General features: G+C 60.3%; 20 protein-coding genes. 7 read left to right on the top strand and 13 right to left on the bottom strand.

What is annotated here, in order from left to right; genetic code table 11:
* The first annotated feature begins 148 nt into the window (after window positions 1-148).
* The 3 genes from DGA31_RS05050 (at window position 149) to ahpF (ending at window position 3,472) form a co-directional block, all read left to right on the top strand.
* Window positions 149-1,108, top strand: a complete 960-nt coding sequence (locus DGA31_RS05050; protein ID WP_109511775.1) for a site-specific integrase — start codon at window positions 149-151, stop codon at window positions 1,106-1,108.
* Window positions 1,109-1,221: 113 nt separating this feature from the next.
* Window positions 1,222-1,785 (top strand): alkyl hydroperoxide reductase subunit C, encoded by a 564-nt coding sequence (gene ahpC, locus DGA31_RS05045; RefSeq protein WP_056839222.1) that lies wholly within the window; start codon window positions 1,222-1,224, stop codon window positions 1,783-1,785.
* A gap of 124 nt (window positions 1,786-1,909) precedes the next feature.
* Window positions 1,910-3,472, top strand: a complete 1,563-nt coding sequence (gene ahpF / locus DGA31_RS05040; protein ID WP_109511774.1) for an alkyl hydroperoxide reductase subunit F — start codon at window positions 1,910-1,912, stop codon at window positions 3,470-3,472.
* Window positions 3,473-3,539: 67 nt separating this feature from the next.
* Here the strand turns inward: ahpF and gloA are convergent, their stop codons facing one another.
* Window positions 3,540-4,061 carry a lactoylglutathione lyase gene (gene gloA / locus DGA31_RS05035; protein WP_056839225.1) on the bottom strand — a complete coding sequence of 174 codons (522 nt, stop codon included), beginning with the start codon at window positions 4,059-4,061 and terminating at the stop codon, window positions 3,540-3,542.
* 164 nt (window positions 4,062-4,225) lie between these two features.
* Between gloA and DGA31_RS05030 the strand changes: the two genes are divergently transcribed.
* Window positions 4,226-4,783 carry a DUF4946 domain-containing protein gene (locus DGA31_RS05030; protein ID WP_109511773.1) on the top strand — a complete coding sequence of 186 codons (558 nt, stop codon included), beginning with the start codon at window positions 4,226-4,228 and terminating at the stop codon, window positions 4,781-4,783.
* 568 nt (window positions 4,784-5,351) lie between these two features.
* Here the strand turns inward: DGA31_RS05030 and DGA31_RS05025 are convergent.
* The 6 genes from DGA31_RS05025 to DGA31_RS05000 form a co-directional block, all read right to left on the bottom strand.
* Entirely contained in the window at window positions 5,352-5,717 is a 366-nt protein-coding gene (locus DGA31_RS05025) for a histone-like nucleoid-structuring protein, MvaT/MvaU family (protein ID WP_056839228.1), read from the bottom strand.
* Between the two features lie 342 nt (window positions 5,718-6,059).
* On the bottom strand, window positions 6,060-7,145 hold the full coding sequence (locus DGA31_RS05020) for a tetratricopeptide repeat protein (RefSeq protein ID WP_109511772.1): 1,086 nt from the start codon (window positions 7,143-7,145) through the stop codon (window positions 6,060-6,062).
* 263 nt (window positions 7,146-7,408) lie between these two features.
* Entirely contained in the window at window positions 7,409-8,821 is a 1,413-nt protein-coding gene (locus DGA31_RS05015) for an efflux transporter outer membrane subunit (protein WP_109511771.1), read from the bottom strand.
* Window positions 8,821-12,012, bottom strand: coding sequence for an efflux RND transporter permease subunit (locus tag DGA31_RS05010; RefSeq protein WP_109511770.1), 3,192 nt, complete (start codon window positions 12,010-12,012; stop codon window positions 8,821-8,823). Before DGA31_RS05010 ends, DGA31_RS05015 begins: the two co-directional genes overlap by 1 nt.
* 12 nt (window positions 12,013-12,024) lie before the next feature.
* Entirely contained in the window at window positions 12,025-13,266 is a 1,242-nt protein-coding gene (gene mexE, locus DGA31_RS05005; protein WP_109511769.1) for a multidrug efflux RND transporter periplasmic adaptor subunit MexE, read from the bottom strand.
* A gap of 153 nt (window positions 13,267-13,419) precedes the next feature.
* Complete coding sequence (locus DGA31_RS05000; protein ID WP_056839239.1) at window positions 13,420-13,647, bottom strand: hypothetical protein; 228 nt, start codon at window positions 13,645-13,647, stop codon at window positions 13,420-13,422.
* Between the two features lie 131 nt (window positions 13,648-13,778).
* Here DGA31_RS05000 and DGA31_RS04995 point away from each other — a divergent pair, with 131 nt between their 5' ends.
* Window positions 13,779-14,696 carry a LysR family transcriptional regulator gene (locus DGA31_RS04995; RefSeq protein WP_109511768.1) on the top strand — a complete coding sequence of 306 codons (918 nt, stop codon included), beginning with the start codon at window positions 13,779-13,781 and terminating at the stop codon, window positions 14,694-14,696.
* On the opposite strand, the gene DGA31_RS04990 is transcribed toward DGA31_RS04995, so the two are convergent.
* Together DGA31_RS04990 and DGA31_RS04985 are read right to left on the bottom strand one after the other, a co-directional pair.
* On the bottom strand, window positions 14,687-15,130 hold the full coding sequence (locus DGA31_RS04990; protein ID WP_109511855.1) for a GlcG/HbpS family heme-binding protein: 444 nt from the start codon (window positions 15,128-15,130) through the stop codon (window positions 14,687-14,689). The genes DGA31_RS04995 and DGA31_RS04990 overlap by 10 nt on opposite strands.
* Window positions 15,131-15,132: 2 nt before the next feature.
* Window positions 15,133-16,476, bottom strand: coding sequence for a metal-dependent hydrolase family protein (locus DGA31_RS04985; RefSeq protein ID WP_109511767.1), 1,344 nt, complete (start codon window positions 16,474-16,476; stop codon window positions 15,133-15,135).
* A gap of 241 nt (window positions 16,477-16,717) precedes the next feature.
* Here DGA31_RS04985 and DGA31_RS04980 point away from each other — a divergent pair, with 241 nt between their 5' ends.
* Both DGA31_RS04980 and DGA31_RS04975 read left to right on the top strand, forming a co-directional pair.
* On the top strand, window positions 16,718-17,038 hold the full coding sequence (locus tag DGA31_RS04980) for a transcriptional regulator (protein WP_109511766.1): 321 nt from the start codon (window positions 16,718-16,720) through the stop codon (window positions 17,036-17,038).
* Entirely contained in the window at window positions 17,025-17,336 is a 312-nt protein-coding gene (locus DGA31_RS04975; RefSeq protein WP_109511765.1) for a helix-turn-helix domain-containing protein, read from the top strand. Before DGA31_RS04980 ends, DGA31_RS04975 begins: the two co-directional genes overlap by 14 nt.
* Window positions 17,337-17,427: 91 nt before the next feature.
* Here DGA31_RS04975 and DGA31_RS30155 read toward each other — a convergent pair whose 3' ends face one another.
* The 4 genes from DGA31_RS30155 to DGA31_RS04950 form a co-directional block, all read right to left on the bottom strand.
* Complete coding sequence (locus DGA31_RS30155) at window positions 17,428-19,098, bottom strand: ABC transporter permease subunit (RefSeq protein WP_241509526.1); 1,671 nt, start codon at window positions 19,096-19,098, stop codon at window positions 17,428-17,430.
* A 190-nt stretch (window positions 19,099-19,288) separates the two neighbouring features.
* Window positions 19,289-19,939, bottom strand: coding sequence for an imm11 family protein (locus tag DGA31_RS04960; RefSeq protein ID WP_109511764.1), 651 nt, complete (start codon window positions 19,937-19,939; stop codon window positions 19,289-19,291).
* A gap of 149 nt (window positions 19,940-20,088) precedes the next feature.
* Window positions 20,089-21,708 (bottom strand): ATP-binding response regulator, encoded by a 1,620-nt coding sequence (locus tag DGA31_RS04955; protein ID WP_161959152.1) that lies wholly within the window; start codon window positions 21,706-21,708, stop codon window positions 20,089-20,091.
* 141 nt (window positions 21,709-21,849) lie between these two features.
* Window positions 21,850-22,473: a response regulator gene (locus DGA31_RS04950; RefSeq protein ID WP_109511763.1), complete on the bottom strand. Its 624-nt coding sequence runs from the start codon at window positions 22,471-22,473 to the stop codon at window positions 21,850-21,852.
* Window positions 22,474-22,520: the final 47 nt, after the last annotated feature.

The raw sequence follows: 22,520 nt of genomic DNA, 5'->3' as shown, positions 1-22,520 counted from the left end.
TATCCTGTAATTACATACTATTTATGATTAAAAAGTTAGTGTTTTTTGCATTTTTATCAAGCGGGATATTGGCGTATTATCCCGTGTCATACCCCTTCAGACGGCGTTTGACCCGTCCAGGCAGTACGAAACCAGGCGGTTCTTAACCATGAGTGATGTAAATCGCTATATCGAGGCCGCCACGCGCGACAACACCCGGCGCAGCTATCGCGCGGCCATCGAGCATTTCGAAGTGAGTTTTGGCGGGTTTCTGCCGGCCACCAGCGAAAGCGTGGCGCGTTACCTCGCCGCGTATGCCGGCGAGTTGTCGGTCAATACCTTGAAGCTGCGCCTGTCCGCGCTGGCTCAGTGGCACACCAGTCAAGGCTTCGTCGATCCGACCAAGGCACCGATGGTGCGCAAGGTGCTCAAGGGCATTCGCGCCCTGCATCCGGTGCAGGAGAAACAGGCCGAGCCTTTGCAACTGGCCGACCTGCAGCGCGTGGTCATCAACCTCGACGCGCAGGCACGCCTGGCGCTCAGCGTGCAGGATCATGCCCAGATGCTGCGCTGCCGCCGTGACGCCGCGTTGATTCTGCTGGGGTTCTGGCGCGGCTTTCGCAGTGACGAGCTGTGTCGCCTGCAGGTCGAGCACATCAAGGCAGTGGCCGGGTCCGGCATTACGCTGTACCTGCCACGCAGCAAGAGCGATCGCGACAATACCGGGCGCACCTTCCAGACGCCGGCCCTGCAGCGGCTTTGTCCGGTGCAGGCCTACCTCGACTGGATCGACTGCGCGGCACTGGACAGCGGCCCGGTGTTTCGCGGCATCGACCGCTGGGGCAACCTGGGCGGGCAGGGGCTGCACGCCAACAGCGTGATTACCCTGTTGCGCCAGGCCTTCGAGCGCGCCGGCCTGGCCGCCGAGGCCTACAGCAGCCATTCATTGCGTCGCGGTTTTGCAACATGGGCGCATCAAAGTGGATGGGACTTGAAGTCGCTTATGGCCTATGTGGGCTGGAAGGACATGAAGTCGGCCATGCGCTACATTGAAACCTCGCCTTTTGGCCCCCATGTAGGTCAGGAGCAGGCGATAAAGGTTTCTTCTATTAATAGTGAGCCTTTATAGAGAAAACCAATCGATGGCATCGACTTTGCCAATGAGCCATGCCCATCGATTGTGCGTAAGCTTCACTTCATCGAATTCAAACACACCTCTTCACCAACCATGGAGATTCACCGATGCCTATCATCAACAGCCAAGTAAAACCGTTCAAAGCCACCGCTTACAAGAACGGCAATTTCGTTGACGTCTCGGAAGCCGACCTGAAAGGCAAATGGTCTGTGGTGTTCTTCTACCCAGCCGACTTCACCTTCGTCTGCCCGACCGAGCTGGAAGACCTGGCTGACAACTACGCTGAATTCCAGAAGCTGGGCGTTGAAATCTACAGCGTTTCGACCGACACCCACTTCGCCCACGCGGCCTGGCACAACACCTCGCCAGCCATTGGCAAGATCCAGTACACCATGATCGGCGACCCGACCCTGACCATCTCGCGCAACTTCGACGTACTGATCGAAGAAGCCGGTCTGGCTGACCGCGGTACTTTCGTGATCAACCCTGAAGGCCAGATCAAGATCGTAGAACTGAATGACGGCGGCGTAGGCCGTGACGCTTCCGAGCTGCTGCGCAAGATCAAGGCCGCTCAGTACGTTGCTGCCCACCCAGGCGAAGTCTGCCCAGCCAAGTGGAAAGAAGGCGAGGCTACCCTGGCACCGTCCCTGGACCTGGTCGGCAAGATCTGATCTGCATGACATCGATCGGGGTGCCGCACGCTTGAACATGTAAACCGCATCGCCCCATCAAACGCCCGGGCGGTCATCGCCTGGGCGTTGTTATTTCTACCGCCTGAAAACAGGAAGCCGAAACATGTTGGACGCCAATCTTAAAGCCCAGTTGAAATCCTACCTGGAACGGGTCACTCGCCCCATCGAGATCACAGCGTCCCTCGATGACGGCGCCAAGTCCCAGGAAATGCTTGCCCTGCTGCAAGACGTGGTCAGCGTCGGCAAGGACATCACCCTGTCCACCGAAGGCACTGATGCACGCACCCCTTCGTTTGCACTGAACAGCCCGGGCCAGAACATCAGCCTGCGCTTTGCCGGCATTCCGATGGGTCACGAATTCACCTCCCTGGTGCTCGCTCTGCTGCAAACCGGTGGCTACCCGCCAAAAGTCAGCGCCGAGACCATCGAACAGGTGCGCGCCCTGCAAGGCGAGTTCAGGTTTGAAACCTATTTTTCGCAGTCCTGCCAGAACTGCCCGGACGTCGTCCAGGCCCTGAACCTGATGGCAGTACTCAACCCGAACATCCAGCACGTCGCCATCGACGGCGCGCTGTTCCAGGATGAAGTCACCGACCGCAAAGTCATGTCGGTGCCCAGCATCTACCTCAATGGCGAAGTGTTTGGCCAGGGCCGCATGGGCCTGGAAGAAATTCTTGCCAAAATCGACACCGGCGCCAGCGCTCGCCAGGCCGACAAACTCAACGCCAAGCAGGCCTTTGACGTACTGGTTATCGGCGGCGGCCCGGCGGGTTCTGCGGCGGCGGTGTACGCGGCACGCAAAGGCATTCGTACGGGCGTGGCTGCCGAGCGTTTTGGTGGGCAGGTGCTTGACACCATGGCCATCGAGAACTTCATTTCGGTGCAGCACACCGAAGGGCCCAAGCTGGCCATGGCGCTTGAAGAGCACGTCAAGCAGTACGAAGTCGACATCATGAACCTGCAGCGGGCCGATCAGTTGATTCCAGGCAAGGCCGGCGAGCTGCACGAAGTGAAATTTGCCAGCGGCGCCAGCCTCAAGGCCAAGACCCTGATCCTGAGCACCGGTGCGCGGTGGCGTGAAATGAACGTGCCTGGTGAGCAGGAATACCGCAACAAGGGCGTGGCTTACTGCCCGCACTGCGACGGCCCGCTGTTCAAGGGCAAGCGTGTGGCCGTGATCGGCGGCGGTAACTCGGGCGTAGAGGCAGCCATCGACCTGGCTGGCATCGTTTCGCATGTCACGCTGCTGGAGTTCGACAGCCAGTTGCGCGCCGATGCGGTGTTGCAACGCAAGCTCAACAGCTTGCCCAATGTGACTGTGCTGACCAATGCCCAGACCACTGAAGTGACGGGCGATAGCGAGAAGGTCAACGGCCTGCGTTACAAGGATCGTGTAAGCGGTGAGGCGCGTGCGGTCGAGCTGGAAGGCATCTTTGTGCAGATCGGCCTGTTGCCTAACAGTGAATGGCTCAAGGGCACCATCGAGCTGTCGCCTCGTGGCGAAATTGTGGTCGACGCTCGTGGTGAAACCTCGATCCCGGGCATCTTCGCGGCCGGTGACGTGACCACCACGCCTTACAAGCAGATCATCATCGCCTTGGGCGAAGGTGCCAAGGCCTCGCTGAGCGCCTTCGACCACCTGATCCGTAGCAGCGCACCGGCCTGATCAATCCAGGCGCGCCATAAAAAAGCCCCATGAGCGATCATGGGGCTTTTTTGTGCTCGCCAGGCTGTTACAGCGGCGCAGGCTGGATGATTTCGACCCAGTAGCCATCCGGGTCCTTGATAAAGGCCAGGCTATTCATGCGCCCGTCAGCCAGACGTTTCTGAAACGTCACGCCCAGTTGTTCGAAACGCTCGCAGGCCTTTACCACGTCAGGCACCGACACGCAGATATGGCCGAAGCCGCGCGGATCACTGTTGCCATCGTGATAGGAAAATTGCGCGTCCTTCTCGGTGCCGTGGTTATGCGTCAACTCCAGTACACCCGGGATCGACTTCATCCACTGGTGACGGGCGGCGTCATCGGCCGGGATCTGCGTCTTGTCGACCAGCGCCAGAAAGTACAGGCTGAACTCCGCTTGCGCAAAGTCACGCTTGTCCACCAGGCTGAAGCCCAGCACGCGGGTATAGAAGTCCAGCGAGGCGGTGATGTCCTTGACCCGCAGCATGGTGTGGTTGAACACAAAACCCTGGGTGGCCGCTTCAGGCGCGGCAGTCACGCCAGGGAAGGTGTCGAGGTCGTGCAGGCTCATGGAGGTCTCCGGCTTGAGGGGGGTACAAAAAGGTAAATGATACGGGGCAGGGGGGGCGATGCCAAATCGATACCTGCGCCAGGGTTAATATTGAGGGCATGCCCCTTGCTCCGGTTCCCTAACGGCCTCAGACTTTTCCGCTCCTCTCGCCGTAAGGGCTCGTCATGCTTTTCACTGTTTACCGATCCTCACTGGTCGGCTTCGCGCTTGGGCTGTCGGCCCTGGTGGGGAGTGCCCAGGCTGCGGATGCCATGATTCTCTGGCCGGCCGGCTGGGACGTGGAGTCGCTGCCAGTTACACCTGAAAGCAGTGGCAAGCCATCGATCCAGCTCAGGCAGCGGGCGGTCAAGAAAGACTCGACCGGTGAGCCGAACATGATCATGGAGTTGACCCAGACACGCCTGACCGAAGGCCATGAAGTCAACGTTCAGGGGGTACTGCTGGAAATGCGCAAGGCCATTCAGGTCAACTTTGCCCGCGGCGGTCTGCAAAGTGCCTGTACCCATGCGCGTGAAGTGAAGCTTGGCGGCGTACCGGCGATGGAGAGCACCTGCACCATCACCCAGAACGGCGTGCATGTCATGACCCAGACCCTGGTCGCGGCGGCCACGGCGCAACAGGCCTGGTCGTTATCTTATGCCGGCTCGGCCCAGGCGTTCGAGGCCAGCAAGCCAGAGGTAATGAGCATTCGCGACAGCCTGCGGTTGGGCGAGGCGCCTTGAGGTTTTCTGCAGGCAAAATAAAGCCCGCGTGAGCGGGCATGGGGCGCTAGTCCTTTAGCAGCCTTCATCTTGAAAGATGGCATGTGAAAAAAGCGTGAATGTTTTGAGCCTTTCGATCATTCAGCACCCTTCTGTAGCCGGTCACAGGGAAATGGCCTACACACAAGACATAAGCGTCTGATTGCCTGTTCCATGAATGTGTGTCCCCCCCCCCTTAAGGGCGCCTCTAAAAACCACAGGTATTGGCAGCACTGTATTAACGCAGGCCCCGCCGTGATTCCGGTCCTTTCTCGTCTAATGTCCCGGCACCCCGTCCCTTAAGGCTTTTATACGTTTAAAAGTGCCGAAAATTTATTGACGCCATTATTCTAACGGCCGTCGTTTATATGACATGCTTCACTTTTTTTATATAGCGTCGCCTGCCGGGATGCGCAGGAAAATATCTTCACAGGCTGACCTTGCCTCAATACGGCGCGCGCTGCACCGACGGCGAGCACAAGTTTTTCTATTAATAGGACTGTCATAAAAAAGCCCTGCAGGGCAGGGCTTTTCAAAGTGCCAGGTGCAGTCAGGTGCGCACCCAAGTGTCGACAGTGTCGACGCCATATTGCTCTTTCCAGGCTTTCAGGCCCCGATGGTTACCGCCTTTGGTTTCGATCAGTTCCTGTGTGTGCGGGTTCTGATAGACCTTGACCACACGGGCGCGGCGACGCTTGGGGCCAGCCGGCGCTGCGATCAGGGTCGTGGCGCTGCCTGGATCAAGGATCGAGATGACGTCGCGCAGGCTTTTGCCATAGCTGCCCATCAGGTCCTTGAGCTGTTGTTCGAATTCAATTTCTTTCTGCAACCCAGTGTCTTTCTTCAAGGTTTCAAGCTGTGCAAGCTGTTCCTGAAGCGCTTTTTCTGCGGCGCGAAACTCGGCAAGTCTGGACAAAACATATACTCCGACAGTCTATTGGCCGTGACCGGCCAAACAAAGTGATAAGACAAAAATCTTTGACCCGATTCGCTTATTCGAGGCCTGGCGTAAGGCCGGACCCATGATAAAAACTAACCGTTCCATCGATCACCCCCCGCTCACCGGGCGGTAATAAATCAGTGGCCCGTGAATAATGCCCTTTTTTCTTCGGTTAGAAAATAGTCTTGTGCAACGGTCGAATTCAACAGGCACTTCAAAATGCACAGTCGGGTGTTATCCGCCGCGCAGGTTGTAAGTTATTTCTGAAAGTTTGAGGGGCATTGTCGCCCCCTCGGCACCTGTAACTTTGCAGGTTCTCTACAGTCCCTGTTGCAGGGCAGGATCGTCCGGGTTCTGCTGCTCGAGTTCGGCCAGCAGAACCTGAACATGTTGTAACTGACCGCTTTCACGGGCGTACTGGATCAACAGTACCCGCGCCTGCCGATGGGCCGGCTGGGCTTGCAGAATATGCGTCAGTTGCTGCTGCGCCGCTTCCATTTGCTCCAGCGCATGCAGGGCCACCGCCAGGTCGTAACGATAGGCTGTGTTCTCTGGCGCCAGTTCCGACGCCTTGGCCAGGCTGAGCAGGGCATATTCGGTCTGCTCGTGCTCAAGCAGCCATTGACCCAACGCATGTTGCAGCACTGGCGAATCCGGATGACGCTCCAGCAGTCGGGCAAATGCCTGGCGAGCCTGTTCCTGATGTCCGGTTTCATCCATCAGCGCCAGCCGCGCCAAGGCAGCGTCAAGATTGTCCGGCGCCAGGTTGACGGCTTCCTCAAGAGCGCCCAGGGCCTGGATCTTGCGACCGGTCTGCTCGTACAGGCTGGCCAGTTGCAGGCGATTCTCGGCAGTAGGCATTTGCTGTTGCAGACTTTGCTGGAACATCTCGGCGCTGTGTTGCATGGCCGCGAAATAAAGCCCTAACTCGTCGGGTGATAGCTGGGTCAATGCCAGGGTGGCGTCGAAGCGTACGCTTGCATCGGGGTCGCTGAGCAATGGTCCCAGCAGCACGCTGCGATGGCTGCGCGGTAAAAGATCGAGGGTTGCCTTGATGGCGGCCTGGCGTACGGCAGGTGAATCGTTGCCAAGATGGGCATCGAGCAGTTTGAGGGCTTGCGGGCTGGGGTAGTTGTGCAGTTCGGCCAGCAGATTGATACGCTGTTCGTCCTGCAGGTCACTGCGTGCCAGTTGCTGGTACAGCATCCTGGCCGCGCCAGGCTTGCCATCATGCGCCTGGTCAAGCGCTTGCTGATAGGTATGACTGAGCTTGACCGGGACGGTGCTGACCGGTGTATGGCGCCAGGCCAGGAATGCCACGAGCAGCGCGCACGCCAGCGAAGCGCTCAGTAGCACGCGACGCCAGCGGCGCAGATGAGGCTGAAGAGTTGAGTCCTTGGGCATACCGATATCCACTCTTTGAGACACGCAGCTTCAAAGAGACGAGCGCGGCTGTCAAATCCGTAGGAGCGCGCTTGCCCGCGACCGAGTGCGTCAGCGCTCGCAAAATTGATGCAACGCCACAAATGTACAGTTGTGAACACATTCAAAAATCTGCGAAACGCTACAAATTTACGACTGCTGACGCACTCGGTCGCGGGCAAGCGCGCTCCTACAGGGGGTTAAATCCAATGGGCAATAAAATCAATGATTTTTGAAGGTCAGGCTTACGCCTGCGGCTGCCAGCCGCCGCCCAGCGCCTTGTAGATGGCCACGATGCCCTGATACAGCTCGATCTGGGCCTGCGCCTGGGCGTCTTCGGCGGCCAGGCGCTCGCGCTCGGCGTCGAGCAGCACCAGAAAATCCGCCGTGCCTTCACGGTACTGCACCGAGGCCAGGCGGGCTGCCTCCCGGCTGGCATCGCTCTGGCGCAGCAGCGAAAGCAGACGCTGTTGACGTTTTCCATAGTCGCTGAAAGCGTTTTCGGACTCTTCCAGCGCCAGCAGCACCTGTTGTTCGTAACCGGCCAGGGCGCCTTCGGCGTCGGCGTCGGCGCTGCGAATCTGCGCCCGCACACTGCCCAGGTCGAAAGCCGCCCAGGTGATGCTCGGGCCCAGACTCCAGGCCTTGGCGGCCGAAGCGCCTATTTGCGAGCCCCGGCCGGCCGTGAAGCCGAGAAAGCCACTGAGGCTGACACGGGGAAACAGATCGGCCGTGGCCACGCCAATACGTGCGGTGGCCGCGGCCAGTTGCCGCTCGGCGGCACGGACATCAGGACGCTGACGCAGCACCTGGGTGGGATCACCCACTGCCAGGGTTTTGGTGATCGCCGGCAGCTCGCCCGGGCTCAGGTCGACGCTCAGGGCGTTCGGGCGCTCACCCAGCAGGGTGGCGATCCGGTTACGCTGTCGCACCTGCTCGGCCTGCAATTGCGGCAGGCTGGCTTCAACCGCGGCCAGACGCGCATCGGCACGCACCACATCGAGCTCATTGCCGACCCCGGCGTCGCGCAACTGACCGGTGACATTGCGCGAATCCTGCTGGTTTTTCAGGTTGTCGCGGGCAATGGCTTCGCGCAGTTGCGCGCCGCGCAGCTTGCCATAGGCATCCACCACGTCGGCAATCAAGGTGACCTGCAGTTGATACAGGTTGGCCTCGGCCACCTGCTGATCGGCATCACTGGCTTCCAGTTGACGCTGGATACGACCGAACAGGTCCACTTCCCAGGCCATGTCCAGGCCCAGGTCATAGCGCTCGGTGTTGACCCGTTGCTCAGTCTGGCCGGGCACCTGGCCCTTGCCGATGTCACTGCTGGCCCGGCTGGTAATCACCGGCATACGGTCATTGGCCACGTCATCACGAATCGCCCGGGCGGCCTTGAGGCGGGCAAACGCCACCCGCAGGTCACGGTTGCCGGCCAGCGACTGGTTGACCAGCTTGTCCAGCGTCGGGTCCTGGAACTGCTGCCACCAGTTGGCGGCGCTGCGGCTGCGATCGTAGGCAGCTTTTTCAGTGCTGGCCTGCTCGCTGGCCAGAATCTGCGCGGCGGCGGTGTCAGGGGCCTTGTAGTCAGGGCCGACGGCACAGGCCGCCAGCGCCAGCACCAACAGGCTCGGGACGAAGAGTTTTACCGCGCTCATCAGTGCGCCTCCACAGGCAGGTTCGGTTGTTGCACGCGACGGGCCGACTTGCGGGCCTCGCGGCGTTCGACAAAGTTACGGATCAAGACATAGAACACCGGCGTCAGCAGCAGACCGAAAAAGGTCACCCCCAGCATGCCGGAGAACACCGCCACACCCATGGCGTGACGCATTTCGGCACCGGCGCCGCTCGACAGCACCAGGGGCACCACGCCCATGATGAAGGCGAACGAGGTCATCAGGATCGGCCGCAGACGCAGGCGGCACGCTTCGAGCACCGCATCCAGCGGGCTCAGGCCCTCGGCTTGCTTGTCCTTGGCAAACTCGACGATCAGGATCGCGTTCTTGCACGCCAGGCCCACCAGCACGATCAGGCCGATCTGGGTAAAGATGTTGTTGTCACTGCCCGCAATGATCACCCCGGCAATGGCCGACAGCAGGGTCATCGGTACGATCAGGATCACCGCCAGCGGCAGGCTCCAGCTTTCGTACTGCGCAGCCAACACCAGGAAGGCCAGCAACACGCACAGCGGGAACACGAACAGCGCGGTATTGCCCGACAGGATCTGCTGGTAGGTCAGGTCGGTCCACTCGAAGGTCATGCCGTTGGGCAATTCGCTGTTGAGCAGTTTCTCGATGGCCGCTTCCGCCTGGCCCGAGCTGTAGCCGGGCGCTGCTGCACCGTTGATCTCGGCGGTGATAAAGCCGTTGTAGTGCATTACACGGTCGGGACCTGCGGTGTCGGTGACCTTGACAAAGGTGGCCAGCGGGATCATTTCACCCAGGTTGTTGCGCACTTTCAGCTGGCCGATCTGGTCAGCGTCCTGGCGGAACTGCTGCTCGGACTGCACGTTGACCTGATAGGTGCGGCCAAAACGGTTGAAGTCGTTGGCGTACAGCGAGCCCAGGTAGACCTGCAAGGTATCGAAGATGTCGCTGATCGCCACGCCGTGGGTCTTGGCTTTCTCCCGGTCGATGGCCGCGTCGACTTGCGGCACGTTCACGGTGTAGCTGGTGAACAGCCCGGCCAGTTCCGGCACGCTGCGGCTCTTGGTGATGATGTTCTGGGTTTCCTGGTACAGCGCGTCATAGCCCAGGTTGCCACGGTCCTGAATCTGCAGGCGGAAACCACCAATGGTACCCAGGCCTTGTACCGGCGGCGGCGGGAAGATCGCCATGTAGGCTTCCTGGATCGACGCATACTGGCCGTTCAGGGCGCCCGCAATGGCATTGGCCGACTGGCTCGGGTCCTTGCGCTGGTCAAACGGCTTGAGTGCCACGAACACCACGCCGTTGTTGGGGCTGTTGGTAAAGCCGTTGATCGACAGGCCCGGGAAGGCGATGGCGTTCTCGACGCCGGGTTGCTTGAGGGCAATCTCCGACATACGCTTGATCACGTCTTCTGTGCGGTCCAGGCTCGCCGCATCCGGCAACTGGGCAAAAGCCACCAGGTATTGCTTGTCCTGGCTGGGCACAAAGCCGGTCGGGGTGCTGGCAAAGCCCATCCAGGTCAGGACCATGAGACCGGCATACACCACCAGCGCAATGCCGCTGCTGCGAATGACCCGCGCCACGGTGCCGACATAGCCACGACTGGCCTTGTCGAAGAAGCGGTTGAACGGACGGAACAACCAGCCACCGAGCAAGCGGTCGAGAAACCTGGAGAAACGGTCTTTCGGCGCATCGTGGCCCTTGAGCAGCACAGCGGCCAGCGCCGGCGACAGGGTCAGCGAGTTGAAGGCCGAGATCACGGTGGAAATGGCAATGGTCAGCGCAAACTGTTTATAGAACTGCCCGGTAAGCCCGGAAATGAACGCCGCCGGGATAAACACCGCACACAGCACCAGGGCGGTGGCGATGATGGGGCCGGTCACTTCGCCCATGGCCTTGTGGGTGGCCGCGTAAGGGTCCAGGCCCAGCTCGATGTTACGCTCGACGTTCTCCACCACCACGATGGCGTCGTCGACCACGATGCCGATGGCCAGTACCAGGCCGAACAGCGACAGCGCGTTGAGCGAAAAGCCGAACATGTGCATCACGGCAAACGTACCGATCAGCGACACCGGCACGGCCACCAGCGGGATGATCGAGGCGCGCCAGGTCTGCAGGAACAGGATCACCACCAGCACGACCAGAATCAGCGCTTCGAACAGCGTATGGATCACCGCCTCGATGGAGCCGCGCACAAAGATGGTCGGGTCATAGACGATTTCGTAGTCCATGCCCTGGGGGAAGCCTTTCTTCAGCTCGGCCATGCGAGCACGCACATCGTTGGAGATGTCGATGGCATTGGAGCCCGGACGCTGGAAGATCGGAATGGCCACGGCCGGCTTGTTGTTGAGCAAGGAGCGCAGCGCATACTGGCTGGAGCCCAGTTCGATACGGGCCACATCCTTCAGGCGGGTGATTTCGCCGTCGGCGCCGGCGCGTACCACGATGTTCTCGAACTCTTCTTCACTGACCAGGCGACCCTGGGTGTTGATCGACATCTGGAAGCTGGTGGCACTGGGCGAGGGCGGGGCGCCCAACTGGCCGGCGGCGACCTGGCGGTTCTGCTCGCGAATGGCATTGACCACATCGGTGGCGGTCAGGTTGCGCGAGGCGGTCTTGTTGGGGTCCAGCCAGACCCGCAGCGAGTAGTCGCCCATGCCGAACAATTGCACATCGCCCACACCCCCCAGGCGCGCCAGCTCATCCTTGATGTTGAGCACCGCGTAGTTGGACAGGTAGAGCATGTCGTAGCGGTTATCCGGCGAGGTCAAGTGCACGACCATGGTCAGGTCGGGCGAAGCCTTGTCGACGGTGATGCCGATACGAGTCACTTCCTCGGGCAGCTTGGGCTCGGTTCGCGTCACGCGGTTCTGCACCTGCACCTGGGCGTTGTCCAGGTCAGTGCCCAGCGCAAAGGTGATGGTCAGGGCCAGCTTGCCGTCGGCCGTGGCCTGGGACGACATGTACAGCATGCCCTCGACGCCAGTGATGGCCTGTTCCAGCGGCGAGGCTACGGTTTCACCGATGACCTTGGGGTTGGCACCCGGGAAGTTGGCACGCACCACCACGGTGGGTGGCACGACTTCAGGGTATTCACTGATCGGCAACTGAAACAGCGAGATGGAGCCGGCAATCAGCACCAGCAAGGACAACACCGCGGCGAAAATGGGCCGGGATATGAAAAAGGTCGAGAAATTCATCGGATGTGTCCCTTAACCGCGCGGCGCAGTGGCGCTGGCGAGTCTGGCGGTGGCCTTGTTGTTGATTTGCGGGGCGTTGCTGGCTTCGAGCGCCTGGCGTTGCTGACGCAGGGCGGCCAGGGTCTGCTCGCTGGCCATCGGCGTCACCTCGGGCTCGACGGGCTGGCCGGGGCGTACACGTTGCAGGCCCTTGACCACAATGGTGTCGTCCTTGGCCAGGCCGCTGCGCACGATGCGCAAACCTTCAAGCTTGGGCCCCAGCTCGACCGGGCGGTAGGTCGGCTTGTTGTCCTTGTCCATGACCAGCACGAATTTCTTGCCAAGGTCGGTGCCTACCGCCTCGTCCTGGATCAGCACTGCCGTATAGGTCGCGCTGCCGACCAGCTTCAGGCGGGCATACAGGCCCGGGGTAAAACGACCATCGCTGTTGTCGAACACCGCACGGCCACGGATGGTGCCGGTGCGCGGGTTGACCTGGTTGTCGACAAAGTTCATCTGCCCCAGGTGCGGGTTATCGGCTTCGTTGGACAGGCCCAGGTACACCGGAGTGGCCTGGCCACGCTGGCCCTGGCGTGCCAGTTCGTTGTATTTGAGGAAGACGCGCTCGTCGGCGTCGAAGTAGGCGTAGACCTTGTCGGTGGACACCACACTGGTCAGTGCGGTGACGTCGGCCGTAACGATGTTGCCGGTGGTGATCTCGGCGCGGCTGACCCGGCCTGTGATCGGGGCGGTGACGCGGGTGAAGCTCAGGTTCAGGCGGGCCAGGTCCAGTTGCGCCTGGATGGCGGCCACACCGGCCTTGGCTTCCTGTGCCGAGGTGCTGCGCGAATCGGCCAGTTCGGCGGAGATGGCGTTATTGGCGCGCAGGCGGTCACCACGCTGGGCTTCGTTCTCGCTGCGGTTGGCAACGGCTCGGGCCTGCTGCAGCTGGGCTTCCAGGCGGCGGACTTCAGCCTGGAACGGGCGCGGGTCGATCTGGAACAAAAGGTCGCCTTTCTTGACCAGCGCGCCGTCGGTAAACGCCACCTGATCGATCTGCCCGGAGACGCGTGGCCGCACTTCGACGGTTTCCGGTGCTTCAAGGCGCCCGGTGAACTCGTCCCATTCATTGATTGGCTGTTCCAGCACCTTGGCCACGGTGACCTTGGGCGCCGACGGCGCAAGGGTGGCTTGCGGCGCCTGACCGCAGGCGCTGATCACCACCAGGGCCAGGGCAGTGAGGGGGTAGCGCAAATGATGAAGAGACCGAGCCATGGGAAATCCGCCAGAAAGGGTTGTAGATGGGCGGATTCTGTTGCGCGAGGGAACTATTAACGAATCGAATGAAGCAAAGGTTAATATCGATCTGAATGATGTAAGACAGCGTCGCGGTTGAAGCCGCTCCTGCAGCGCCAACCGCGAAATACATCAGCGCCCGTCGGCGACGTGACGCTCGACCTCGTCGACCTTGCGTTGCAGTTCTTCGGCTTCCTGCTCCTTGGTCCTGATCGAGGTGGGAGTAATGACTTCATCCACGGCCTGGGTCTTGTCGCTGTGGTCTTCAAGATCGCGGCGGACCACATCAACAGGGTTGCCTTGTGCATCGGTGGCCCGGCCGGCAGTGTCGTCGCGTTCGTAAGTGCTGTTGTCGCTCATGGGACTTCCTCCTGTGCATGTAAGGTTTCGAGATCGTCGCGCACAAGGAGTTCGGGTTTTTTTACCGCCAGGTGAACGGGCGGTAAACCCCGGCGTAGAATCCGCTCCACCCGTCATCAACAGGCAATTGCATGCGCTACCGTCGTCTTGATCTGAACCTGCTGGTCGCGCTGGATGCGTTACTGGCCGAGTGCAATGTCAGCCGTGCCGCGCAGCGCCTCAATCTGGGCCAGTCGGCGACCAGTGCGGCGTTGGCACGCTTGCGTGAACATTTTCAGGATCCGTTGCTGATTGCCGTTGGCCGCAACCTGGAGCCTACGGCCCTGGCGCGCCAACTGGCCCCCAAGGTGCAGGACATGCTGGCCCTGGCCGGTGAGCTGCTGGACACCGCGGTACTGTTCGACCCGGCACAGTGTGAGCGTCGCTTCACCGTGGTGGCTTCCGATTATGTGGCGGCCACCTTGCTGCCACGGGTGAGTCGCGAACTGGCGCAGGTTGCGCCTGGCATTACCCTGGTGGTGCGTGATTTTCCCTTGCCACGCGACGGTGATGTAGTGGCCGAAGCCCTGGAGTACCGGCGCAGCGACCTGGTGGTCGTGCCACAGCAGCGCCTCAACCCGCGTTACCCACAAGCGCCGCTGTTGCGTGATGAGCTGTGCTGCATCGTGTGTGCCGGGCAGTCAGCCTGGGCAGCGGACCTGAGCCTGGCTGACTACTGCGCCGCCGAGCATGTCGTGCGCGAGTTCGCTGACGGCCAGAACCTCTCGCTTGATGCTCAATACCTGCGCGACATTGGCCTGGAGCGCCGGGTAGCGGTTACGGTGCAAAGCTTTTCGTTGATGGCTGACTACGTGGTCGGCACGGCCCGCATCGCTACGCTGTTTCGTCGTCAGGCCCAGGCCCTGGCACAACGTTATCCGCTGCAACTGCTGCCTGCCCCCGTCGCGTTTCCCGCCGCCGAGCAATTCGTGCAGTGGCACCCCCAGCAGGATCAGGACCCGGCCCTGGCCTGGTTGCGCCAGCAACTGCTTGCCCAGGTTCAGGCCTGAGGATCACCCGTATCGCCGTAAAGACCCAGCTCGGCAATGGCCAGCAGGGCACACTGCTCATCGTTGTCCGAAGTGTCGCCGCTGACACCGATCGCGCCCAGCACCTCGCCCTCGGCAGTGCGCAGCAGCACGCCGCCGGCCACCGGGATCACTTCACCGCCGGTCAAGCTGTTGATGGCATCGAAGAATCCCGGCATGGCGTGCGCCCGTCGCGCCAGCTCGCGTCCGCCAAAGCCCAGGCCCAGGCAGCCCTTGGCCTTGCCTGTGGCAATGGACGGGCGCAGAAAGCTGGCCTGCTCGTCGCGCAATACCGCCAGAGGATGACCAGCGGCGTCCAGCACCGCAGCCGCCAGCGGGCGCAGGCCCAGGTGCCGCGCATGTTGCAAGGTAGCGGACGCCAGTTGCAGCGCCATTTCGACTGTCAATGCACGCATCTTCACAAGCCCCCTCTGCCCAGTTGCGCGACCCGGTCGCGGGTGTACAGGTCGGTCCATTTCAGGCTGTTGAAGTCCGAGACCTGCTTGGGGTTGTAGGCGGTGCGCGTCAGCGTGACCGGCACGCCGGCCTTGTACACCGCGTGCAGGCGCTGACGGTCCTGCAATAAGCGGATGTCGTCCAGCGGTGAGCCATCGAGCACCAGCAGGTCCGCCTGTTTGCCGGGCACCAGCGTGCCGAGGGTCTCGCCACGCGGCATCAGCCGCGCACCGACGTTGGTGGCGGCATACAGCGCTTCGGCGGGGGTAAAACCCAGGCGGGTCACCAGCAGTTCCAGCTCTTTGGCATGCCATTCGCCGTAAGGCGTTACGGCAAAGCCGCTGTCGCTGCCACAGGCAAACGGAATGCCGGCCGCCTTGGCACGCTTGAGCACCGGCGTGCCCAGCTCCAGCGTGCGTGCACAATAACCGGCGTAGCCGGTGGTAATCGCCGGATCATGGGGCTGGCAGAAATCCACGGTGTTTTGTGGAAAGGTCATGGTCGGCGCCAGCACGCTGCCGGCCTGCAACAGCGCCTCGATGCAGGCGTCATCCATGTAGAACGCATGAAACACCAGGTCGACACCGGCCCTGGCGGCATACATCACCGCTTCCCGGCCATAGGCATGGGTGGCGACCCGACAGCCCAGGCGGTGGATCTCGTCGACCATCTCGCGGGTTTCATCCAGGGTAAAGGCGGCGATGATCTCGCCATTGGGGCGTCTGTGAGTGCCGTCCATGGCGATCTTGATCAGGTCGACACCGTCCTTGGCCTGCCTGCGAATCTCGGCAATGGCCTCGGTGCGGCTGGTGACCAGCGCCGCGGTGAAGAACTCCGGCGCACCGACCCGGCTGGGGAACCAGTCATTGAGGCTTTGCCGGTTGGTGATCACCCGGCTGCTGGCCGCGATGCGCGGGCCTTCGAACAGCCCGGCGTTCACCGAGTTGCGCACGGCGATGCTCAGTTGCCCGCTGTCACCGGGGCAGATCATCGACGTCACGCCGGCCGCCAGCACATGCTGGGCGAAGAACATGCCGCGCAGGGCGCGAAATTCGTCGCTGGTCCACAGGTCGATGTCTTCTTCGCTCTGGGCATTGCCAAAGGCCAGGTGCGTGTGTACATCCACCAGGCCTGGCATGACGAAATCCCCGCGCACCTCGCGGTCGCCAGGCTGCGGCTGTGGCGCTTGGGCGCTAGGCCCCACATGATGGATCAGGCCGTTTTCGATGATCAGGGTCTGGTTGTGGCGGACCAGCAGGTCAGTGCCGTCGAACAGGGTAGAGCAGTGCAGGTGCAACGCGCCCATGGGTCAATCTCCTCGTTTTGTTATGAGCGAGGAGGCTGATCGATACCGAGCCGCGGGACCAACAGTTCCTGTCGATGGGCAGGTATCGATGCGCTCGATGGTGGCAAGGCAACCTTTACCCCGGCTTCGGTCATGTCGCTTTTGCGTCACAGCGTGGCCGACTCGCCACGCTTAAAAAGGACAGATGACCGTAAGAACGAGGGGTTGTTGAAAATACGTCAGAGACGTATGATTTCCGCCCATGCTTACCATTATTGAATCACCTTTGTTCAGCAAGCTTTGGCCAGACTATTGGACCGAAGAAGAACGAGGTCTCTTTATGTCTTTTCTGGCAAACAATCCAGAGGCGGGTGCTGTCATTCCTGGATCTGATGGTTGCCGAAAAATACGCTGGAATACGGATGGTCGTGGCAAAAGCGGCGCAGTGAGGGTGATCTACACCGCACAGCTTGCCAGCGGCGCCCTGGTTGCGCTGCTCATTTATGGTAAAGGCGCGACCGATAACATACCCGCACACATTCTGCGCAAAATCGCAAAGGAGCTGAATCATGGCCCTGACTGAAAAAGAGCTGCTTGAGCGTGATGCCAAACGTGATATTGGCGAAGAATTACTGGCTTCTATCAGGGAAGTCAAAGCCGGGCGCTACGGTAGTGTGCATAAAGTACAGCTGACCGAGGCGGCCGAAGCACGTGGCAAGACCGGCCTGTCGCAACCGAAATTTGCAGAGCTGCTCGGGGTGTCTGTCAGGACCCTTCAAGAGTGGGAACAGGGCCGACGCACACCTTCGGGCGCTGCACGGTCTTTGTTGCACATTGCCGCACTGCGCCCGGATGTGTTCCGGGATGTGCTGATGGCTTAGTGGCATCGCTGCTCTGGCGCGGGCAAAGGCGCAGAACAGGCTCAGGACATTGAAATCGGTGACCGCGATCAACAATGGCAAGCCTGTGGGGTTATCGCCTGGGTGCGCGGCCTATCAACATCAGTGAAAACGTCATGAGAAAGAGCGCAACCATGGGCAGTGCGAGGCTCAAGGGGGCGGCGGCGTAGTACCGCAGAAGCTCGGTAATCATGAGGCCAGGCTCGGCAGCCGGAGCGCTGACGCCCAGGCCCAGAAAGCCCAGTGTCGCCAACAGCATGATCGTTAACGCCGTCCCGAATGTGGAGAGGGTCATGAGCATCGCAGACAACTCAGGCCACACATGCCGGCGTAGCACGTAGAGCAGCCCCAAGCCCTTCAGACGGCTTTCAGCCACGGCCGGCGACGCCAGTACGGTACGGCAGAGCGCGCGGGTCATGCAGAAGTATTCAGTCCATAACACCACGGCAATAGCACCATACACTGTCAGCAAGGCGCCCGGCATGATCGCGACGATGAGCAGTATCAACAGTAATCTGGGCAGCACGAGCAACATGTCGGCCAACAGCCCCAGGCATTTGTCGATGACACCGCCCTTGCAGGCGGCCAGGATGCCCAACAGGATTCCCGGCACTGCAGCTGTGATGACGGTGACCAGAGCGAACCCCAGCGCCAGCCGCACAGCGGCTGATAGCCGTGCCAGCATGTCGCGCCCAAGGCTGTCTGTGCCCAGGGGATGTGCCTGCACGGGGCCTGACAGGATCATCGCAAAATCCTGATCCGCGATACCCACTTCCCAGATGAAAGGGACCAGCACGGCAAACACAACCAGGCCTGCGAGGATAGAGCGTCCGACGATGCGGGACAGCGCATGCATGGCTGGAGGTTTGCTCTGGACAGCGATTTGAGGGTTCATGATGGGCTCCGGCAAGAATCGATGGCTTGCCAGGTCACCCAGGAGCTTGAGCATCACGAACATCAGTCCGATCGCCAAAGCGGTCCCCTGTATCATGGGCACATCGCGCTGTACGATGGCATGCACCAGTTCTCGGCCGATGCCAGGCCAGGAAAAAAGCATCTCGACGACAATCACGCCCTCGATCAGAGACACCCATTGCACACCGAGACCGCTCACCAACGGCGCCAGGATAGTGCGCAGGCCCTGCTGCCTGAGTGCGCCAAAGGCACTGAGCCCTGCACGTCGTTCGGATGCGTAGTGGGGTGAGGAAACAATTGCGCGGGTGGCGTCGCGGGCGACCGGTGCAGATACGGCCGCCAGGCCTAGCGCAAGGGTGGCGATTGGAAGGATCGAGTGAGCCACTGTACCGTGCCCGCCAGGTGGCAATACACCCAGTGCCACGGCGAAGATCATTAGAAAAATGATCCCAAGGACGAAGTGCGCAGTAGCGCGTGTCGCTGTGCTCAAGAACAGGAGTGTGCGATCCACCAATGCCCCCGGACGCAAGCCCGCCATAATCCCCAGGGCAGGCCCGATGATCAGGGAAATCAGCATCGCGCCGATGGCCAGGGTGATTGAATGGCCCAAGCCTTGAGCGACGCTGTCCGCTACCGATTCTCCGGAAATCATCGATACGCCTGGATCAAAGATCATCAGCGTCATCCAGCGGAAAAAAAGCCCCGGCAGCGACTCGTCAGGGGACACGTTGGCACCGCGCTGGAGGATGACTGACAAAAACGTCAGTGCGCCAACCAGTAATGCAACCATCACGGCGTGCAACAGGCGAACGCTCAACAAGCGAATCATTGCGTGCACTCCTCAGCCAGGGCAGGTTGCGGGTTGAAAGGGGCATACACCTTACGGCCAAGGGCGAGTGCCGACGCCCCTGTCGTCATGGCTGACGGCGCGTGCACCAGTGAAATGGTCTTGATGAGCATTGAATGTCCATGGCTTGAAAATATAAAAAGTCTGTTCGGGCAAACGGCGTCGATGGGCATTACAACCCGGCAGTGTCGCGCAGTGATACGCCATTCAGATTCGTAGCGTTCAAGGCTTCAAACATTGCACGATCACAAATCGGTTGGGTTCCGAGCCGAGGTTGCCGGAAAACGTGCGCGTTACCCACAACCGCCGGTTTGAAGATCAGACTGGCGCCCCCTGAGACGCTGTAAAACCTGAGGTCTTCCCCGGCGTCGTGATCCCGTTCGTACTTGATCCTGACGCGCGAAGCCTCTTCATCAAGTGCGTCCAGAACGCGCACTACATTACACAGGTAGTAGGGCGGGCCGGCAGAACCGTCGGCTTGCGTAAACGCACACGCCGTAAACGCAAACGCCTCGGGATCGACAGATTCAAAGACCTGCTTCAGGGCGTTTGAAACTATCCAGAGGCCGGCCAGGATTTCGAAATCCCTCGGTGGACCGCCCAACGCTGGCCGGTGAACCAGTTGAGGACGTTCAGGGTATTGATTGGCGTTGCCGTCAGGTGGCTCCATCGTGTTCCTGCCGGCAACAAGAAGGTTTTCTTCGTTGGTGATTGCCAGCCCGGGTCCTGTGCCGTCATCCCAGTGACTTGCCCTGAGGACGAAATACTGACCCTTCTGACAGCGCATTGCAGTCGTGGCGGGTATTTCACGTGAATCACTCATGGCAGCCTCAAGGTCAGGTGCGGTGTCATGTGTTGTTGACCTGGACGTCGTCTAATGACCTAACATAAATCAATGGCGGCTATTTGAAATAGCACACCTGTACTATTGCGCGCACTGTGTCAGGTTCACCTTATTCATCGGTGGACCTGCTATCCGCTCAATAACGGCGTCGCATAGCCCGGGTCCTGCACCTGGCTCATTTTAAAACTCAGCAGCAATGATCGAAGTTCAGCAGGTCGCACGGGCTTGGACAGAATGGGTATATCCGGGTCATCGAGTGATTGCTTTACATGCTGTAATTCATGGCCGGTAATGACAATGGCGGGTATGCGACGGCCGTGCAGTTCGCGCAGATAAGCAAGGCTGTCGGCACCGGTCGCGGTCCGGTCAAGGTCAAAGTCGGTGACGACAAGGTCGCAGTCCACGCGGGTCTGGGGGATGGCTGAGGCGGTGTGCACATCGCAGCCCCACTTTCGCAGCAACATCGCGGTCGCCTGCAGCACGTTGTGGTTATCTTCGATCAGCAAGACCCGCAAGCCACCGAGCAGGCGTTTGTTCCAGTCGATATCAGGCACGGGCGCCACGGCGTGTGCAGGTACGATGGGCAAGCCGCTGATGATCACGGACGTGCCGTGGTCCGGGCGTGACTTGATGTCGAGCTGAAGTTTCAATAACCGGGCAATACGGCTGACAATGCTCAATCCCAGGCCGACACCCTCGATGTCTTGATCGCGCTTTTCGCGTACCCGATAAAACTCACTGCACACATGCGGTAGATGTTCGGCCGCGATGCCGCGACCCAGGTCGTAAACGCCAATGCTCAGTTTGCCTTTATGCTGGCGACAGCCAATCAGGACCGGTTTGTCGGGCGCATATTTGAAGGCGTTTGAAAGCAGGTTCTGCACCAGGGTACGCAATAAGGCAGCGTCGCATCGTACATGTTGGCGGCACGGCCGCAGCCGGACTTCAACACCGGCCCAGTTGGCAGCTTCACTGTTCTGACTGACAAGGTTGCCCAGTAACGCATCGACATCGATACTTTCCAGGTGCGGCTTCATATCGCTCTGGTTAAGGGTGTAGATATCCAGCAGCGAGCGGAACAGTTGCTCAACAGCGCTCAAGGCCCGGTCGATGTTGTCGACCAGGCGCCGCTCATCAGTACCCAGGTGCCCGTCACGCAGGCAGGCGGTGAACAAACTGATGGAGTGAATCGGCTGACGCAGGTCATGACTGGCCTGGGCCAGAAAGCGTGACTTCGCCTCGTTCGCAGCCTGGGTTTCCTCCAGTGCGATATGCAGACGCGAGAGCAGGAAATAAACGAATAACGGCAGCACCAGCATCGTCAGGATCATCATCACGGCCACGGCCGGGTGCTCCTGCAGAAAGGGGGTGAGCTGGATGATCAGCGCCAGTGATACCAGGGCAAGGCCTGTGGCCAGCAACAGGTAGGTACGCCCATAGCGCATGCCGTAGCCAACGGTCATGCTCAACATGACCGAATAGACGGGCAGCATCGCCTCGCCCCCGACGGTAATGGTGACAATGCCGGCCAGATTATCGACCACCAGCGCAAACATTCGGCGCGGCGTGGATTTTCCAGGCCGTTGAGCGATCAGCACGATCAAGCCGGTATTGACGGCACCGAAGGCCAGGCAATAAGCCAGAATCACCCACATCTTTGTGGCTGACATGTCCTGCAAGGCATAGGCGATCAGGGTGTACAGGGAGGAGGTCACAATGACCGCCATCCGCAGCAGCGCCTGGATCATCTCCAGGTCTTTGTACTTGGAAAGTATCGACATCATGGCTATCGCGGTCCGTGCTCCGGGGGCGGGCGAAAATCAATGCAGGCTTTACCAGATGGTGGCTGCGATAAAAAGCGCCTGATCCGGTATGAAATGAGCGCAGGCTTACTTGATCGCCAGGCTGGAAAACTGGGCGGCCGCCGCAGAGCGGGTGGAAACGCCCAGTACCTTGAGCAGGCTCGATACATGGATGCGAACGGTAAAGGGTGATACGCCCAGTTCCTTGGCAATTTCCTTGTTGGTTTTTCCAGAGGCCACCAGGCTCAATACCTGTTTCTGGCGAGACGTCAGATGGCTGAGGATTTTCGAGTCTGCATCATTCATGATCGAGCCGCCGGGCTTGTACTTGACGATGATTTCACCTTCGCGAATGGCGAGGATGGACTCGGCGATCTCCTGAGGGTCAATGTTTTTGCCAATGAAGCCGTCTGCGCCATGGGACATGACCAGGGAGATGGTCTCCAGGTCATCGACCATGGACACAACGATAATTGACGTGCGTTTGAATTCGGCACGCAGCCCGGAAATGCTCTGCATGGAACTAAGGCCAGGGAAGTGCAGGTCAAGAAAGAGCGTATCAACTTCAGGGCCGGATCGCGCCAGTGTCAGCACTTCATCCAGGCTGCTGGCTTGCTCAATGGTCGCCTCAGGCAAGAGGCGCTCGATGGTTCGAAACATACCTTCACGAAACAGCGGGTGGTCGTCAGCCACGATAATTCTGCACGACATTCGTCTGTCTCCGTAAATGGGTGGTCTCCTACCGGCCCTGATGCCAC

Source organism: Pseudomonas ovata, from assembly GCF_003131185.1.
Classification (GTDB): domain Bacteria; phylum Pseudomonadota; class Gammaproteobacteria; order Pseudomonadales; family Pseudomonadaceae; genus Aquipseudomonas; species Aquipseudomonas ovata.
The sequence above is the reverse complement of the archived record's forward strand: the minus strand, read 5'-3'. Positions and strand labels throughout refer to the sequence as shown.

Coding starts and splice junctions, on each gene's coding strand:
- DGA31_RS05050 (WP_109511775.1), top strand. CDS start 149: ATGAGTGATGTAAATCGCTATATCGAGGCCGCCACGCGCGACAACACC.
- ahpC (WP_056839222.1), top strand. CDS start 1,222: ATGCCTATCATCAACAGCCAAGTAAAACCGTTCAAAGCCACCGCTTAC.
- ahpF (WP_109511774.1), top strand. CDS start 1,910: ATGTTGGACGCCAATCTTAAAGCCCAGTTGAAATCCTACCTGGAACGG.
- gloA (WP_056839225.1), bottom strand. CDS start 4,061: ATGAGCCTGCACGACCTCGACACCTTCCCTGGCGTGACTGCCGCGCCT.
- DGA31_RS05030 (WP_109511773.1), top strand. CDS start 4,226: ATGCTTTTCACTGTTTACCGATCCTCACTGGTCGGCTTCGCGCTTGGG.
- DGA31_RS05020 (WP_109511772.1), bottom strand. CDS start 7,145: ATGCCCAAGGACTCAACTCTTCAGCCTCATCTGCGCCGCTGGCGTCGC.
- DGA31_RS05015 (WP_109511771.1), bottom strand. CDS start 8,821: ATGAGCGCGGTAAAACTCTTCGTCCCGAGCCTGTTGGTGCTGGCGCTG.
- DGA31_RS05010 (WP_109511770.1), bottom strand. CDS start 12,012: ATGAATTTCTCGACCTTTTTCATATCCCGGCCCATTTTCGCCGCGGTG.
- mexE (WP_109511769.1), bottom strand. CDS start 13,266: ATGGCTCGGTCTCTTCATCATTTGCGCTACCCCCTCACTGCCCTGGCC.
- DGA31_RS05000 (WP_056839239.1), bottom strand. CDS start 13,647: ATGAGCGACAACAGCACTTACGAACGCGACGACACTGCCGGCCGGGCC.
- DGA31_RS04995 (WP_109511768.1), top strand. CDS start 13,779: ATGCGCTACCGTCGTCTTGATCTGAACCTGCTGGTCGCGCTGGATGCG.
- DGA31_RS04990 (WP_109511855.1), bottom strand. CDS start 15,130: ATGCGTGCATTGACAGTCGAAATGGCGCTGCAACTGGCGTCCGCTACC.
- DGA31_RS04985 (WP_109511767.1), bottom strand. CDS start 16,476: ATGGGCGCGTTGCACCTGCACTGCTCTACCCTGTTCGACGGCACTGAC.
- DGA31_RS04980 (WP_109511766.1), top strand. CDS start 16,718: ATGCTTACCATTATTGAATCACCTTTGTTCAGCAAGCTTTGGCCAGAC.
- DGA31_RS04975 (WP_109511765.1), top strand. CDS start 17,025: ATGGCCCTGACTGAAAAAGAGCTGCTTGAGCGTGATGCCAAACGTGAT.
- DGA31_RS30155 (WP_241509526.1), bottom strand. CDS start 19,098: ATGATTCGCTTGTTGAGCGTTCGCCTGTTGCACGCCGTGATGGTTGCA.
- DGA31_RS04960 (WP_109511764.1), bottom strand. CDS start 19,939: ATGAGTGATTCACGTGAAATACCCGCCACGACTGCAATGCGCTGTCAG.
- DGA31_RS04955 (WP_161959152.1), bottom strand. CDS start 21,708: ATGATCCAGGCGCTGCTGCGGATGGCGGTCATTGTGACCTCCTCCCTG.
- DGA31_RS04950 (WP_109511763.1), bottom strand. CDS start 22,473: ATGTCGTGCAGAATTATCGTGGCTGACGACCACCCGCTGTTTCGTGAA.